The 15,577-nt window shown below is 64.5% G+C and carries 11 protein-coding genes; 3 read left to right on the top strand and 8 right to left on the bottom strand.

Annotated features, from left to right (window positions below; genetic code table 11):
* The first annotated feature begins 38 nt into the window (after positions 1-38).
* Positions 39-1,205, top strand: coding sequence for an acetyl-CoA C-acyltransferase (locus tag C9E81_RS05615; protein ID WP_122111343.1), 1,167 nt, complete (start codon positions 39-41; stop codon positions 1,203-1,205).
* A 191-nt stretch (positions 1,206-1,396) separates the two neighbouring features.
* Here the strand turns inward: C9E81_RS05615 and C9E81_RS05610 are convergent, their stop codons facing one another.
* A complete protein-coding gene (locus tag C9E81_RS05610; RefSeq protein ID WP_122111808.1) occupies positions 1,397-2,263 on the bottom strand; it encodes an NAD(P)-dependent oxidoreductase in 867 nt (288 codons plus the stop codon).
* A 167-nt stretch (positions 2,264-2,430) separates the two neighbouring features.
* Here C9E81_RS05610 and C9E81_RS05605 point away from each other — a divergent pair, with 167 nt between their 5' ends.
* Entirely contained in the window at positions 2,431-4,845 is a 2,415-nt protein-coding gene (locus C9E81_RS05605; RefSeq protein WP_122111342.1) for a penicillin acylase family protein, read from the top strand.
* A 39-nt stretch (positions 4,846-4,884) separates the two neighbouring features.
* Here the strand turns inward: C9E81_RS05605 and C9E81_RS05600 are convergent, their stop codons facing one another.
* Genes C9E81_RS05600 through C9E81_RS05590 form a run of 3 tightly spaced genes read right to left on the bottom strand, consistent with a single transcriptional unit; the run spans position 4,885 to position 7,984 of the window.
* Positions 4,885-5,718, bottom strand: a complete 834-nt coding sequence (locus tag C9E81_RS05600; protein ID WP_122111341.1) for an HTD2 family dehydratase — start codon at positions 5,716-5,718, stop codon at positions 4,885-4,887.
* Positions 5,715-6,821 carry a CaiB/BaiF CoA transferase family protein gene (locus C9E81_RS05595; RefSeq protein ID WP_122111340.1) on the bottom strand — a complete coding sequence of 369 codons (1,107 nt, stop codon included), beginning with the start codon at positions 6,819-6,821 and terminating at the stop codon, positions 5,715-5,717. Before C9E81_RS05595 ends, C9E81_RS05600 begins: the two co-directional genes overlap by 4 nt.
* The gene (locus C9E81_RS05590; RefSeq protein WP_122111339.1) at positions 6,821-7,984 is read right to left on the bottom strand and encodes an acyl-CoA dehydrogenase family protein; all 1,164 of its coding nucleotides are present in this window, start codon (positions 7,982-7,984) and stop codon (positions 6,821-6,823) included. Before C9E81_RS05590 ends, C9E81_RS05595 begins: the two co-directional genes overlap by 1 nt.
* 105 nt (positions 7,985-8,089) lie before the next feature.
* Here C9E81_RS05590 and C9E81_RS05585 point away from each other — a divergent pair, with 105 nt between their 5' ends.
* Positions 8,090-9,031, top strand: a complete 942-nt coding sequence (locus tag C9E81_RS05585; RefSeq protein WP_122111338.1) for a LysR family transcriptional regulator — start codon at positions 8,090-8,092, stop codon at positions 9,029-9,031.
* A gap of 182 nt (positions 9,032-9,213) precedes the next feature.
* Here the strand turns inward: C9E81_RS05585 and C9E81_RS05580 are convergent, their stop codons facing one another.
* Genes C9E81_RS05580 through C9E81_RS05565 form a run of 4 tightly spaced genes read right to left on the bottom strand, consistent with a single transcriptional unit; the run spans position 9,214 to position 15,507 of the window.
* Complete coding sequence (locus C9E81_RS05580) at positions 9,214-12,435, bottom strand: error-prone DNA polymerase (RefSeq protein ID WP_122111337.1); 3,222 nt, start codon at positions 12,433-12,435, stop codon at positions 9,214-9,216.
* Positions 12,432-13,946, bottom strand: a complete 1,515-nt coding sequence (locus tag C9E81_RS05575; protein ID WP_122111336.1) for a Y-family DNA polymerase — start codon at positions 13,944-13,946, stop codon at positions 12,432-12,434. Before C9E81_RS05575 ends, C9E81_RS05580 begins: the two co-directional genes overlap by 4 nt.
* Positions 13,909-14,688 carry an ImuA family protein gene (locus C9E81_RS05570; protein WP_122111335.1) on the bottom strand — a complete coding sequence of 260 codons (780 nt, stop codon included), beginning with the start codon at positions 14,686-14,688 and terminating at the stop codon, positions 13,909-13,911. The genes C9E81_RS05575 and C9E81_RS05570 overlap by 38 nt, the downstream gene beginning before the upstream one ends.
* A 21-nt stretch (positions 14,689-14,709) precedes the next feature.
* A complete protein-coding gene (locus C9E81_RS05565) occupies positions 14,710-15,507 on the bottom strand; it encodes an endonuclease III domain-containing protein (protein ID WP_147457564.1) in 798 nt (265 codons plus the stop codon).
* Positions 15,508-15,577: the final 70 nt, after the last annotated feature.

Below are 15,577 nucleotides of genomic sequence, written 5' to 3'. Positions count from 1 at the left end.
ATCGGGTAAGCGATAACCTGACCGGCAAGGGGGAGATGATGGCTGTTCGGGAACTGTTCGTATCGGGGGCCGCACGCACCCCCATGGGAGGCTTTCAGGGCGCGCTGTCCAGCCAGAGCGCTGCGGAGCTGGGCGGCGTGGCTATCCGTGCCGCGCTGGAGCGGGCGGGGCTCGCTCCCGACAGGCCCGACGCCCTGTTCATGGGCTGCGTCCTGCCGGCGGGGCAGGGACAGGCTCCGGCGCGTCAGGCGGGGTTCAAGGCCGGATTGCCGAAATCCGTGCCCGCCACGACGCTGAACAAGATGTGCGGCTCGGGGATGCAGGCGGTGATGATGGCCGCGGACGCGATCCGCGCGGGCAGCGCCGATCTCATCGTCGCCGGTGGCATGGAGAGCATGACCAATGCTCCCTACCTGCTGCCCAAGATGCGCTCGGGCGCGCGTTTGGGACATGGGCAGGTGGTTGATCACATGTTTCTCGACGGGCTCGAGGATGCCTATGACACGGGCCGCCTGATGGGCACCTTCGCCGAGGATTGCGCCGCCGAGTTCGGTTTCGACCGCGAGGCGCAGGACGCCTATGCCTTGGCCAGCCTAGACCGCGCGAACGAGGCCATCGCCTCGGGGGCCTTCGCTGCCGAGATCGCTTCGGTTACGATCAGCGGGCGCAAGGGCGAAACGGTGGTGGATACCGACGAGCAGCCGGGCAATGCCCGTCCCGACAAGATCCCCTTGCTGAAGCCCGCCTTCCGCAAGGACGGCACGGTGACAGCCGCCAATTCCAGTTCCATCTCGGACGGGGCGGCGGCATTGGTGATCGCCGCAGACAGCACGGGCGCGATCGCCCGGATCGCAGGCTATGCCAGCCACGCGCAGGAACCGGGCCAGTTCCCCACCGCCCCGGTGCCCGCCGCCGAGAAACTGCTGGAAAAGCTGGGCTGGCCGAAAGACAGCGTCGACCTGTGGGAAGTGAACGAGGCCTTTGCCGTCGTTCCCATGGCCTTCATGGCGCGGATGTCGGTTCCGCATGACAGGGTCAATGTCAATGGCGGGGCCTGTGCGCTTGGCCATCCGATCGGCGCGTCCGGCGCCCGGATCATCGTGACGCTGATCCACGCTTTGCAAGCACGGGGCGGCAAGCGGGGCGTCGCGGCTATCTGTATCGGCGGCGGCGAGGGCTCCGCGATCGGGATCGAACTCGTCTGAAACATGTTCCGGGCGGCCTGGCCGCCAGAGCAGTTTGCAGTTGATCGGGTTCAGTTGCGAGTTACGTCCCGCGATGACAGGGGCGCTGCCCCCATCCGGCCCATACGGGCCGGATTCCTCCGGGATATTTGCATGAAGAAGAATGGGCCGGGGTGGATTCGATCAGGCGCATACTGCTCTGGCAGCCGCCCCTACCGCGTCAGGCGCGCGATCAGCGAGGAGGTGTCCCAACGCCCCCCGCCCATGGCCTGCACCTCCTTGTAGAACTGATCGACCAGCGCGGTGACCGGAAGCGAGACCCCCACCTCGTCCGCCGCCGCAAGGCAGATCGCCAGGTCCTTGCGCATCCAGTCGACCGCGAAACCATGCTCGAACTCACCCGCCGCCATGGTCTTGTGACGATTCGCCATCTGCCAGCTGCCGGCGGCGCCCTGGCTGATCACCTCGACCACCTTGTCGATATCCAGCCCGGCCCTTTGCGCGAAGGCCAACGATTCCGACAGCCCCTGCACCAGCCCGGCAATGGCAATCTGGTTGCACATCTTGGTCATCTGGCCCGCACCGACATCGCCCAAGCGACGGCAGATCTTGGCATAGGCATCGATAACCGGCGCGGCGCGGTCGAAATGCCCCTGATCGCCCCCGCACATCACCGAAAGCTGGCCGTTCTCGGCCCCCGCCTGACCACCCGAGATCGGCGCATCGACATAGCCCAACCCGGCCTGCTCCGCCGCCTCGGCCAGTTCGCGGGTCACGGCGGCGGAGACGGTGGTGTGATCGACAAAGACCGCGCCCCCGGCCATGCCGGCGAATGCTCCGTCCTCGCCCAGGCAGACCGAGCGCAGGTCGTCGTCATTGCCCACGCAGGCCATGACGAAATCGGCCCCCTCCGCCGCTTCACGCGGGGTAGCGCAGGCATTGCCGCCATGTTCGGCCACCCATTTGCGCGCCTTCCCGGCGGTCCGGTTATAGACGGTGACCTCGTGCCCCGCGGCTTTCAGATGCCCGGCCATCGGATAGCCCATCACACCCAGTCCCAGAAAAGCGAGTTTTGCCATATTCATCCCCCGTTAATGATCGCCGCGATAATGTTGCATCCGGCACTCGTTGAAATGCACACGCGGCTGGCTTATGCAGCACACCACCACCCCGGCGCATCATGGTCAAGCGCCAATGGAACAGCCTGAGCCGACCGACACGCGACCTAGATGGAACCTCCCCTCCGATGCTGACACTCTTTCGCTGGCTTCTCAGGCTGACCGTCGCGATGATCCTGCTTCTGGTAACAGGGACGGTGCTGATCTGGTATTTCGCGATACGCTCGTTGCCGGATTATGATGCCGGTTACGAGATGGCCGGTCTTTCAGCCCCGGTCGAAATCGTCCGCTCGACCGAGAATGTGCCCCATATCTTCGGGCAATCCGACGAAGATGTGTTCTTCGCGCTTGGCGTGACTCATGCGCAGGACCGGCTGTTCCAGATGACCGTGCTGCGCCGGGCGGCACAAGGGCGGTTGTCGGAGATTTACGGCTCCTCGGCCTTTGCGCTGGACGATCTGGCACGGCGGCTTGGCCTGTATGACCGGGCGGCGGCGTCGGTCGAGGCACAGGACCCCGAAGCGCTCGCCGCGCTGGAGGCCTATTCGGCGGGGATCAACGAATGGATACGGCAGGTCAATGAAGGGGCGATGGGCAAGGGTGCACCCGAGTTCTTCCTGTTCCCCGACCAGATCGCTTACTGGCAACCTGCTGATTCGCTGGCGATCCTGAAGCTGCTGGCGGCAAGCAGCAGCCGCTCCATCGAGGAAGAGGTTCTGCGCGCGCGCCTGTCGCTGGCATGGCCGGAGCACGGGCCGGAACTGCAATCTCCGGACGGCACAGCCCGGCCCTCCTATTCATCCCTGTTTCCCGGTGCCCGGCTCGGGATCCCGCAATCCCGCCGCACGCCCGGCCATCCCATGGACCTGCGCGGTTTCCTGCGTCCCGGCATGGGATTGGGTGCCAATGGCTTCGCCGCCGCCAGCGAACGCACCGCGGCGAATGGCTCCTTGCTCGCCAATGATCTGCAAGCCCCGCTGACGGTGCCCTCCCTGTATTACCTGGTGCGGCTTGAGTTGAGCACGGGCGGAGCGATCGGCGCGACCATCCCCGGCATTCCGGTGCTATGGTCCGGCCGCAACCAGCACCTGGCCTGGGGGCTGACCCCTGCTGCCGTCGATGACGCCGACATCTATATGGAAGAGGTCAAGCCCGGCGCTTCCGACAGTTATCGCGGCGTCTCGGGCTGGACGCAGTTCCAGACCGAAAGAACGCTGATCCGTATCATGGATGGCCAGAACCAGACCATCACCTTGCGCGAAACCGAAAACGGCCCCCTGGTTCCCCTGATCGATCCGGGATTGCAGGACGTGACCCCATACGGACATGTCGCCTCGCTCCGCTGGACAGGGCTTTCGCGGCAGGACCGGACCATCTCCGCCCTGATCGGCCTGATGCGGTCGGGCGACCGGGCCTCGGCGATGGGTGCGATGGCTCAGACCGTCGCACCGGCAATGACGGTCACGCTGGCGGATTCCGGGGGCGTCCAGCAGTTCACGGCGGGTGCGGTGCCGCAGCGTGCCGCCGAGCATCCGACGGGCGGCGGGATGCCTGCTCCCGGGTGGTTGCCCGAAGCCCGGTGGACAGGCATCGCCCAGGCAGCGGATCTTGCGCCCGGCACGCCCTCTGGCCAGGACATGACCATCGCGACCGAGGAGGCGCGGGACGGCACAAGATACAAGCGGCTGAGCTACCTGCTCGAGGATCGAGAAATTCATTCCCGCGACAGTTTCATCGCAACGCAGCTGGATGTTGTCAGCCCGGCGGCCCGCGCCCTGCTGCCGCTGGTCGGCGCCAATCTGTGGTTCAGCGGGGAGCCCGCCGCCGCGGGAACGCCCGAGCGTCAGCGTCAGGACGCCCTGAACCTGCTGGCCGAATGGGATGGCGAGATGAGCGAGCACCTGCCGGAGCCGCTGATCTATGCCGCATGGATGCGCGAATTGCAAAAGCGCCTGATCCAGGACGAACTCGGACCGCTGGCCGACGACATCACGCAGCTTCGTCCCGCCTTCATCGATGCGGTGTTCCGCAACCGGAACGGGGCCGCGCGCTGGTGCAACATCATCCAAAGCGCGCCCGACGAGGATTGCACCACCATAGCGCGCCAGGCATTGGACCGCGCAATCCTGGATCTGACCGACCGTTTCGGCCCGCAGGTCACGAGCTGGCGGTGGGGCGATTTGCACCAGGCCCGGCATGATCACCCGGCACTCGGGCGAATTTCAGGTCTTGGTTGGGTGATGAACCTCACCCAATCGGTCTCGGGCGGAGAGTTCACGCTGGCGCGCAGCGGGCTGCTTGGAGGTGGAGACAACCCCTATGAAGCAGTCAGCGGAGCGGCTTATCGCGGGGTTTACGACCTTGCCGATCCGGACAGCTCGGTGTTCATCATCTCTACCGGGCAGAGCGGGCATCCGTTTTCGCGTCACTATGACGACCTGGCGGAATTGTGGCGGCGCGGAGAATATATCGGCATGTCGCTTGATCCCGACCTCGCCCGCGCCGCAGCCGTGGGCGTCACGGAACTGATCCCGGCGAAATAGGCAAAGCCTGCTCCGGCCAGCGCGGCCGGCCCGGGCAGGCTACCACTCGGCTCGCGCCACCATCGCCACGGGACCGTCACTGTAGGAGGTCCACAGCTTCAGCGCTGCACCATCCTCGGTTGCGTTCAGCGTGAAATCGGCGTCATCGAATAATGGCGACAGGCTGCGGAATTCGAACAGCGCGGGGCGGCTGCCCCGGATCTTCCCGGCCAGTTGCACCAGCATGGTGGCCTGCATCGGGCCGTGAACGATCAGGCCCGGATAACCTTCTTTCTCACGGACATAGGGCGCATCGTAATGGATCCGGTGCCCGTTGAAAGTCAGGGCCGAATACCGGAACAGGAGCGCGGCCGAAGGCTCGACCGTCACGCGATATTCGCCTCTGGCAGCGGCGGAGACGGGTTTTGTCACCGCGCCGGGGCGATCCGCGCCGCGATAGACGATATCCTGCCGTTCGGTCAGAACCAGGCGGCCATCGCTGTCGATCCGGTGCTCGACGGTCACGAAGCAGAGCGTTCCCGTGCGCCCCTCCTTGACCATCACATCCTGAATGACCGAGCGCCGCGTGACCGTCTCGCCTACCCGGATATCGTCGTGGAATGTGAACGCGCCACCCGCCCACATGCGCCGCGGCAACGGAACGGGCGGCAGAAAGCCGCCGCGCGCCGGATGCCCATCGGGGCCAAGCTCTTCGGTCGGCACCGCCGGCGGCGCCAGGCAGAGATGGATCATCACCGGCGCGATGGCCCCGTTTCCCGTGTCATCCCGGCGATTGAACGTTGCGTTGAAACGCTCGGCCACAGCCGGGGTCAGCATTTCCGATTGCCGTTCTTCGCGTCCGATCCATTGCCGCAAATGGCCGATATCGATCATGCCCTGGCCTCCTGCACCGGCAACGCGGGAACCGGGCCGTAGCGCCTTTCCACCCCGGTCACGACAGGGGCCGGAGCCGGGATCGAGACCGGACCGTTCGGCGTATCGACAGTGATCCGGCGCAAATGCGGATGGGCTGACAATTGCGCCATATCGCTGACCGAGGCCAGCGCGACATCGGCTTTCAGCAGCGCGGCGACGGCCTGATCAGCATCCATCCGGGCAAACCCTTGCGCCACCGCCGCATCCGTCAGGGTCCGGTTCTCGACCCGCGCTACATTGGTGGCAAAGCGCGGATCTTCGCCCAGTTCGGGACGTTCGAGAAACAGCTTGCAAAGGCTGCGCCATTCTCGGTCGCTCTGAACCGAGATCAGCATTGCCCGATCGTCCCGCGTCCGGAACACGCCATAAGGAGCGATCGACGGATGCGCCATGCCGATACGCCTAGGCGTCCTGCCGCCCTCGTGATTGAGCAGCGGCACGGTCAGCCAATCGGCCATGACATCGAACATCGACACTGAGATATTCGCCCCCCGGCCGGTCACGCTGCGCTGGATCAGCGCTTCGAGTATCGCCGCATGGGCCGTCGCCCCGGTGGCGATATCGACGATTGAGATTCCCACGCGGGCGGGCTCATCCGGTCCGCCGGTAATCGAGCATAGCCCGGATTCCGCCTGTATAAGCAGATCGTAGGCCTTGCGGTCGGCCATCGGGCCATCCTCGCCATAGCCGGTGATCGAACAGGTGATCAGCCGCGGGAAATCCTGCGCCAGCCGGTCGAAGCCGAAACCGAGGCGCGCCAGCGCGCCGCGCTTGAGGTTCTGCAACAGCACATCCGCGCCTTCCAGCATCCGCCGCAACTCGGCCTTTCCCTCGGGCGAGCGCAAATCCAGCGCAACCGACTCCTTGCCCCGGTTCAGCCATATGAAATAGCTCGACTGGCCCTTTGCCACGGCATCGTAACCGCGCGCGAAATCCCCCTCGGGCCGCTCGATCTTGAGCACGCGCGCCCCTGCATCGGCCAGCCGCGAGCTGGCGAAGGGTGCCGCGACAGCCTGCTCGATGGCGATGACGGTCAGTCCTTCCAGCGGCAGCCCGCTCATCAGAACGACCTCGGCAGGCCCAGCACATGCTCGGCGACATAGGACAGGATCAGGTTGGTCGAGATCGGCGCGACCTGATACAGCCGGGTTTCGCGGAACTTGCGCTCGATATCGTATTCGCAGGCGAAACCGAAACCGCCATGGAATTGCAGGCAGGCATTCGCGGCCTCCCAGCTTGCCTTGGCGGCCAGATACTTGGCCATATTGGCCTGTGCCCCGCAAGGTTCCTGCGCGTCATAGCGGCGGCAGGCCTCGAAGCGCATCAGGTTTGCGGCCTCGACCTCGATAAAGCTTTCGGCGATGGGGAATTGCACGCCCTGGTTCTGGCCGATGGGACGGCCGAACACATTGCGCTCGCTGACATATTTCGTGACGCGATCCACGAACCAATAGCCGTCGCCGATACATTCGGCGGCGATCAGCGTCCGCTCGGCGTTCAGCCCGGTCAGGATATATTTGAAACCTTGCCCCTCCTCGCCGATCAGGTTCTCGGCGGGGATCTCGAGATTGTCGAAGAACAACTCGTTGGTTTCGTGATTGACCATGTTGAGGATCGGGCGGACCTGCATGCCCTTCTGCATCGCCTCTTGCACATCGACGATGAAGATCGACAGCCCCTCGGTCTTTTTCTTCACCTCGGCCAGCGGCGTGGTGCGGGCCAGCAGGATCATCAGTTCGGAATGCTGGACCCGGCTGATCCAGACCTTTTGACCGTTGATGACATAGCGGTCGCCTTTGCGAACCGCGGTGGTCTTGATCCTCGTGGTATCGGTACCCGTGGTCGGCTCGGTCACGCCCATGGATTGCAGGCGCAACTCGCCCGCGGCGATCCGGGGCAGGTATTTCTGCCGCTGCTCTTCCGAGCCGTGCCGGATCAGCGTGTTCATATTGTACATCTGACCGTGACAGGCGCCCGAATTGCCGCCTGCGCGGTTGATTTCCTCCATGATGACCGAGGCCTCGGTCAGCCCCAGCCCCGAGCCGCCATATTCCTCGGGGATGAGCGCCGCCATCCAGCCCGCCCGCGTCAGCGCGTTCACGAATTCCTCGGGATAGCCGCGCTGCTCGTCGACCTTGCGGTGATATTCGTCGGGGAACCCGGCGCAAAGGGCGCGCACCGCGTCGCGGATATCCTGAAACCGGTCGGAGCCAATATTCTGCATCTTCGATCCTCGCCTAATCGATTCAAAGACTGGCGCTGCCCAAACCATAATGCAAATATATATAAGTTCTGATCTCCATATAATAATGATATAGGAAGGTGCAGCATGGATATCAGGCAACTCCGTTATTTCCTCGCGATCGTCGAAGAGGGGTCGTTCTCGCGCGCGGCGGAACGCCTGCATGTCGCACAGCCCGCGCTCTCGCTGCATGTCCGCAAGATGGAGGAGGCGCTTGGCACGCCGTTATTGCTGCGCCATTCCGGCGGAGTCAGCCCGACCGAGGCGGGCAGGTTGCTGGTCGAACGCGCCCGCCCCCTGCTGGCCGGGTTCGATCACATGCGGGAAGAGTTGCACCAGGTCGGCAAGGAACCCGGCGGCACGGTGCGAATCGGGTTGCCGGGCACGATCAGCGGCATCCTGTCGGTTCCCCTGATCGCCCGGCTGCATCAACGCCATCCAAGGATCAAGCCAGTTGTCGCCGAGGCCATGAGCGGCTTTGTCGGCGAGTGGCTGGAAGAAGGACGGATCGACCTGGGCGTCCTATATGGCAGCGCGAATAACAGGCAGATACGCCTCGACCCGTTATTGCGCGAAGAACTGGTCATCCTGTTGCCCCCCGATGCCTCACACTCCGCACCGGCCACGCTGGAGGCGCTGATCGACATGCCGCTGATCCTGCCCAGTGCCTCGCACGGGTTGCGCCGGATGATCGAGCAGCGGATGCAGGAGGCCGGCCTGGTCTTCGATCCGGCCATCGAGGTGGACAGCTATGCCAGCATCAAGCAACTGGTCCGGGACGGTTTCGGCTGTTCGGTCCTGCCCATCCACGCCGTCGCCGAAGAGTCGGGGCGCGGGTTGCTGCAGGTGCAGCCATTCGTCGATGACCGGTTCTGGCGCACCGCCTATCTGGCCAGCCATGCGACCCGGCCCCTGTCGCGGGCAGCCTCTGCCGTCAGCCAATGCCTGCAGGACGTCACCACCGAATTGATCGCCCGGGGCATCTGGCTGGGCGCAAGCGACGCGCATGATACAGCGGAAGCGCCCTAGCGCAGTTTGCGTTTGATCGAATCTACCCCGGCCCATTCTTCTTCATGCAAATATCCCGGAGGAAGCCGGCCCGTATGGGCCGGATGGGGGCAGCGCCCCTGCCATCGCTGGATGCTGTTCGCGACTGAGCCCGATCAACTGCAAACTGCTCTGGCCTGTAATGTTCGGCTGGTTGCGGGCGTTCAATGGAAATTCCGCCCTTTCGGCAGCACGCGTATATTTCGAGGATGCCGCCAGAGATTTTGCGCGGGCATCGGCTGTGCGCCTGCTTCCATGGCGTCCATGAGCTCGGGCGTCAGGTCGACGAGCCTGTGGGCGATCACATGGATGACCTCCTGCTCTTTCTGCAGGACGCCTTCCACCCCGGTCATCCGGGCACCGAAAACGATGCGCCGGAATTTCCTGAAGATATTCTTCCAGATGACGACATTGGCGATGCCGGTTTCATCCTCCAGCGTCATGAAAATGGTGCCTTTCGCCGTGCCCGGCCTCTGCCGGACAAGGACAAGGCCCGCTATGCGCACCGGCTGTCCGTTCGGGATATCGGCCAATGTCCCGTTCGGCTGGACGCGCTGCCTGACCAGACGCTGACGCAGGAAGGATACTGGATGCGCCTTGAGCGACAGCTTGAGCGTGCTGTAATCCTCGACCACATGCTCGCCCGGGGAAAGCCGGGGCAGGATGACGGTCTGCTCGGCCTGGAATGAGGCGCCACCGGGCGTCTGCGCGGCAGCAAAGAGCGGCAGGTCCTCGGCTGCCGCCCGCGCGCCCTGATGCCCGCCCAGCCCCCGCACTTCCCAAAGCGCGGCACGCCGGTCAAGCCCGACAGAGCCGAAGGCATCGGCTTCGGCCAGGCGGCGCAGCGAGAACATGTCTACCCCCGTCCGGAAATAGAGATCGCGCAGGCTCGTGAATCCTGTGCCGCGCGCCTGCGCGATTGCCCGAGCGGTATCCTCGCGCATTCCCTCGATCTGCCGCAGGCCAAGGCGAAGGGCGAAACGGACAGAGCCCGGTTTCTCCGCCGGCTCCAGGCTGTGATCCCATTCACTGTGATTGATATCGGCAGGCCGCACCTCGCCACCATGATCGCGGAAATCGCGGATGATGGAGGATGCGGAATAAAAGCCCATGGGCTGCGAATTCAGCAGGGCACAGGCAAAGACATCCGGATAACGGCATTTGAGCCAGGAAGAGGCATAGGCCAGCAGGGCGAAGCTGGCCGAGTGGCTTTCGGGAAAGCCGTAATCGCTGAAACCCTCGATCTGCTTGAAGCAGCGCTCGGCGAAATCGGGTTCATATCCGTTTGCGGTCATGCCGTTTATGAAATCCTCGCGAAACCGGTCGATGGTGCCCGTGTGCCGGAAAGAGGCCATGGCGCGGCGCAGCCTGTCCGCCTTGGCGGGGGAGAAACCAGCGGCGACGATGGCCATCTTCATTGCCTGTTCCTGGAACAGCGGCACACCGCAAGTCTTGCTGAGAACTTCCTCCAACTCGGGCTTGGGATATTCGATCTTCTCCAACCCGCTACGCCTGCGCAGATAGGGATGCACCATGTCGCCCTGGATAGGGCCGGGCCGGACGATGGCGATCTCTATGACCAGGTCGTAGAAATTCTTGGGGCGCAAGCGGGGCAGCATCGACATCTGCGCCCGGCTTTCGATCTGGAACACGCCGATCGTGTCGGCCCGCTGGATCATGTCATAGGTCGGGCCGTCATCACGTGGCACGGTGGCAAGCGTCCGGTCCTCGCCGTAATGGTCCCGCAGCAGGTCAAAGGCCTTGCGCAGGCAGGTCAGCATGCCAAGGGACAGGACATCGACCTTCAGGATATCGAGGGCGTCGAGATCGTTCTTGTCCCATTCGACCATGGTGCGGTCCTTCATGGCCGCATTGGCAATCGGCACGATCTCGTCCAGCGGCGAATCCGTCAGCACGAAGCCGCCGACATGTTGCGACAGGTGTCGCGGAAAACCGATGAGCTGCCGGGCCAGTATCAGCGTCTGGCGCAGCCGGGGATCGGCCGGGTCCAACCCGGCCTCGCGTATCCGCTCTGACTCCGGGGTGTCAGAGGAACGTCCCCAGACATGGCTGGTCATGGCGGCGACGACATCCGGCGACAGGCCCATGGCCTTGCCCGCCTCTCGCATCGCGCTGCGGCTGCGATAGGTGATGACGGTCGCGGCCAGCCCGGCGCGGCTGCGGCCATATTTGTCATAGATATATTGCATGACCTCTTCGCGCCGCTCATGCTCGAAATCGACATCGATATCCGGGGGCTCGCCACGTTCGGCAGAGATGAACCGTTCGAACAGCAGGTCGATCTCGTCCGGGTCCACCGAGGTGATGCCAAGGCAGTAGCAGACGATGGAATTGGCCGCAGAACCACGCCCCTGGCAGAGAATGGGCGGCTCTTGCGTGCGGGCGAAATGCACGATGTCATGCACAGTCAGGAAATAGGCGGCATAGTTCAGTTCCCCGATCAGCCGCAGCTCATTGGCGATCTGGCCGCGCCGCTTGTCACTCGGCCCCATGGGAAAGCGTCTCTGTGCGCCAAGCCAGGTCAGGCGTTCCAGTTCCTCTTGCGGGGTGGCGCTTTGCCCTGCGGATTCCGCCGGATAATCCTGTGCCAGCTCATCCAGCGAAAACCGGCAGGCCTCTGCCAGTTCCACCGAGCGCGCGACGGCAGCTTCGTGACCGCCCAGCAGCCGGGCCATTTCCTGCGGTTCCTTCAGGTGCCGCTCGGCATTGCGTTCCAGCCGAAAGCCCGCCTCGTCGATGGTGCAATGCTCGCGGATGCAGGTCAGCAGATCCTGCAATGGACGGCGGGCGGGAGCGTGGTAAAGCACGTCATTGGTCGCGGTAAGGGGCGTGCCGCTGGTATCCGCCAAGGCCGCCAGCCGCTGTTGCCGGGCCCGGTCATTGGCGCGGCGATACGGGGTCAGCGCAAGATGGACGGCACCGGGAAAGAGCGTGGCCAGCCGGGTCAGATGAGCCTCGAAATCCGCGCCGAAATCATAGGGAGGCATGGCGATGAAGCGATGACCTCTTTCAAGCGCGGGAAGATCATCGAGGAAAAGATGGCATTCGCCCTTGGGCGCCCGGCGATTGCCGGTGGTCAGCAGCCGGGTCAATCGGCCATAGGCGGCGCGGCCGGTCGGAAAGCACAGCGTCTCGAACCCCTCCATCAGCACCAGCCGCACTCCGACGACAAGGCGGATACCCTGCGCCTTTGCCTCTACATGGGCCCTTACGGCACCGGCCAGCGAGTTGCGATCGGCAATGCCAATGGCGGCATGGCCAAGCCGCGCAGCCGTCGCCACCAGTTCCTCCGGATGCGAGCCGCCACGCAGGAAGCTGAAATTGCTGGTGACGGCAAGTTCGGCGAATGGAGGTGACGCGCTCATGCGAAGATCCCGTGAATGAACCAGCGCGGTGCATCCCCGGCGCGGTCATACAGCCCGTCGCGGAAAAGCCAGAAACGATGGCCTGCCTCGTCCTCGACCCGGTAATAGTCGCGCGTCGTGCGGCTGGCGCCTTCATGGACTCGCCACCATTCGGGGGCGATGCGTTCCGGTCCCTCGGCGCGGGTGACGCGATGCGGTTCGCGCCGCCATTCGAAACGCGCCGGGGGGCTGTCCGGGGCTTCCGCGATGGCGGTGATGGGTTCGGGCGGGGCGAACAGCAAAAGCGGACGCGCGAAATCCGCGCCGTCCTGAACGATCCGGGCATGCGCGGGCCAGTCGGGGGTGCCGATCTTCTCCAGAACCGAGACGAAGCGAAAGGCGCGCTCGGGGATATGGCTGGGACAGGGCAGGGGGCGGGTGACGTGATCCGGGCCGAAACGGCTGACGAGCCGGTCGAGCAGCGGGGCGATGTCGTCCCGGCCAGAGCCGTGCATGGGGCCATCCATATCCTCCTGCTGCGCGGGCTTGTCCTCGATCAGAACTGCGCTCAGCCGTGCCGCCTCGAAACCGAAACCCGCCCGCTGCTCGATCCGGTCAAGCCGCTCGCAAAGCAGATGGCAGAGATGGCGGGGGTCGCGCGTGGCGGTGCTGGTGGCAAGCGGCAGCGTTTCGAACCAGCCATCGATGCGGAAAAGCCGCAATTCCAGCCGTCGCGCGCCCTTGCCGGCCTTTTCCAGCATATCCGCCAGATCATGGGTCAGTCTCTCGACGGCGATCTCGATTCCCTTCCGGGTTATGACGGGTTCGGCAAAGCGGCATTCCGCGACATGCGAGACCGGGGGGCCGAGCGGGATGAAGCTTTCCTCTTCATGCCCCATCGCCGTGTCCAGGCGGCGCAAGAGCCGTGGTCCGAAACGGGCGGCAAGAGGGGCGCGGGGCTTGTCCATGAGATCGCCGGCCCTCTTCAGGCCGAGTTTTTCAAGCGCTTGACAGGTTTCCGGCGAAAGGCGAAGCGCGGCAACGGGCAGCGGCGCGAGATCGGCGTGAAGTTCCTGTTGGTGGGAGATATGGCAAGGGTCCGGCGCATGGCGGGCCAGACCCCATGCCGCGCCGATGGTGGGGGCGATGGCAAGCCGGGCCGAAAGGCCGAAACCGCTCAGCCGCCTCGACATCTTCTCCATCATTCCGGCCTCGCCGCCGAAAAGATGCGCGCAGCCGGTGATGTCGAGGCTGATTCCGTCAGGAGGATCGGAGCGGGTGAAAGGGCTGTAGCTTTGGCACCACAAGGCGAGCCCGATCAGCGCCCGGTCGTCGCCGGCAGGGTCGGCATGCGCGGTTTGCAGCGCCGGATGGATGGCACGGGCATCGGCCAGCGTCATGCCGGGCCGGAACCCCATGTGATGGGCGGCCGTGTTCAGGGCGGTGATATGCTGACCGCTCTCCGATGTCGTGATCAGCGCCAAGGGCTCGTCCTCACGAAGCCTTTGCCCATCGGCTGTTGTAAGAGCCATGCGCCCATGCCGGCGTTCGATCGGCCAGCGGGGCAGGAAAACGGAAAGAAAGCGTTTCATGATCCCATTCGACCTCCCATTTTCCGGGGGTTCCTTTCCTGCATTTGGTCAGCTCAAGCCGCCATCGCGGCGTGCCGACCGGCCCGGCATGCTGCGCCGGAACACCCGGCATGGCGGCGACCGACCAGCGCGTTTCGGCAGCCGTGGACATGGCCGGATGCGTCTTGTCACGCAGGATCAGGGCGGTCACACCTTGCCTGGCGGCGCGCATGGCAAGGCGGCGGCTGGCGGTGAAATCATAGCTTCGGTCGCGCCCTGGCAGCACGCCGATCACCGCGCTCAGCGCCGGATGTGCCAGCCCCTCTTCCAGCGCCCAGAGGATATCGGTTCCCTTGCGTGCCTCGACCCGGATCAGGCGGGCCGGGTCGAGGCCAAGCGCGGTCAGGCCGTTTGGACAGGGTGTCCCGTCCCGGAACTTGCGATCCATGGGCAGAACCCAGAGGGTAAAGCCCGGCCGCAGCCCTGCGATTGACGCAAGGAGACAGGTTGCGAAACCGATACCGGCCGCGAGATCGCCGGATCTGGCGGGCACGATCTCGTGCAATGCACCGGTGGATAGCCCGCCATCGGCGAATGCCATGTTCATTTCGCCAAGAGACAGGACAGGCCGTCTGGAAGGCGATAACCGCTCTTGTATGGCGATGCGATGGCGCAGGGACTCTATGCTGCCGGGGGCGCTCATGATCCGAATCCGGTCCGGGTGTCACGACAGGCCGCCGGGCGCAATATCGCGTCCGTGACCGGAGTGGCTGCTATGGCGGCTTGCCCATGCGCGAAGCCCGTCCTCAAGGCGCTTACCCCTCATCTGCCGTGAAACGGACCGGCGAGAGGTGGCGCAAAGGGGAAAGAACGGGCAGGAACGGGGGGATGCCTGCACGCAGCAGGTTTTTCCCAACCGCTTCATCAATGCGTAATGCCGCGCCATGTCCGCAGCCCCCCATTCATCCGGCGCCAGATGATTGAGCATCCGCGCGGCATGCCCTGGATCCGCCCTTTCAGGGATCAGCCCCAGGCAGCGTGCCGCACGCCAATGAGCCGTATCGACGACAAGAACGCGCCTTTGCAGGGTGCTGAGATTGAGCGTGGCCGCGCTGATCTTGGGGCCGACGCCATGGAGATTTTCCAGCCAGTCAATCGCGGCCCCGACCGGCCATCCGGCCAGGAAGTCAAGCGTCAGCGCGCCGCGCCGGTCGATGATTTCCCGCAAAGCGCGGGGCAGGGCATTCGCTTTGCGTTCCGGATGGGTGACGCCGTGAAGCAAGGGTTCGATTGCGTCCGGTGCCATCTGGGCCAAGGCTTCCCAATGTCCGCAATGCCGCGCCAGCCGCAGGAACGCCGCTCCGGAAATTTCATCGCGCGTCCTGATGCTGACCATCGCCAGCACCATCTGGCTGACCGGATCAAGCCGCAGATGTTCCGGCGGTGTCCCGAACGCCTTGGTCAGGCATCGGTGAACCGCTGCAAGCCGGTTGAATGACGTAAAGGGCAGACTGTATTGCATGATCTCATGATAAGAACAAAAAGAGAACATTACAAGGGTTCGAAACCGGCCTGCCGCTTTCGGGTCTTGT

Source organism: Paracoccus alkanivorans (assembly GCF_003697785.1).
Taxonomy (GTDB): Bacteria; Pseudomonadota; Alphaproteobacteria; order Rhodobacterales; family Rhodobacteraceae; genus Paracoccus; species Paracoccus alkanivorans.
The sequence above is the reverse complement of the archived record's forward strand: the minus strand, read 5'-3'. Positions and strand labels throughout refer to the sequence as shown.

What these genes read in the sequence shown, in the direction of transcription:
- C9E81_RS05615 (WP_122111343.1), top strand. Translation starts at nt 39, where the DNA reads ATGGCTGTTCGGGAACTGTTCGTATCGGGGGCCGCACGCACCCCCATG.
- C9E81_RS05610 (WP_122111808.1), bottom strand. Translation starts at nt 2,263, where the DNA reads ATGGCAAAACTCGCTTTTCTGGGACTGGGTGTGATGGGCTATCCGATG.
- C9E81_RS05605 (WP_122111342.1), top strand. Translation starts at nt 2,431, where the DNA reads ATGCTGACACTCTTTCGCTGGCTTCTCAGGCTGACCGTCGCGATGATC.
- C9E81_RS05600 (WP_122111341.1), bottom strand. Translation starts at nt 5,718, where the DNA reads ATGATCGATATCGGCCATTTGCGGCAATGGATCGGACGCGAAGAACGG.
- C9E81_RS05595 (WP_122111340.1), bottom strand. Translation starts at nt 6,821, where the DNA reads ATGAGCGGGCTGCCGCTGGAAGGACTGACCGTCATCGCCATCGAGCAG.
- C9E81_RS05590 (WP_122111339.1), bottom strand. Translation starts at nt 7,984, where the DNA reads ATGCAGAATATTGGCTCCGACCGGTTTCAGGATATCCGCGACGCGGTG.
- C9E81_RS05585 (WP_122111338.1), top strand. Translation starts at nt 8,090, where the DNA reads ATGGATATCAGGCAACTCCGTTATTTCCTCGCGATCGTCGAAGAGGGG.
- C9E81_RS05580 (WP_122111337.1), bottom strand. Translation starts at nt 12,435, where the DNA reads ATGAGCGCGTCACCTCCATTCGCCGAACTTGCCGTCACCAGCAATTTC.
- C9E81_RS05575 (WP_122111336.1), bottom strand. Translation starts at nt 13,946, where the DNA reads ATGGCTCTTACAACAGCCGATGGGCAAAGGCTTCGTGAGGACGAGCCC.
- C9E81_RS05570 (WP_122111335.1), bottom strand. Translation starts at nt 14,688, where the DNA reads ATGAGCGCCCCCGGCAGCATAGAGTCCCTGCGCCATCGCATCGCCATA.
- C9E81_RS05565 (WP_147457564.1), bottom strand. Translation starts at nt 15,507, where the DNA reads ATGCAATACAGTCTGCCCTTTACGTCATTCAACCGGCTTGCAGCGGTT.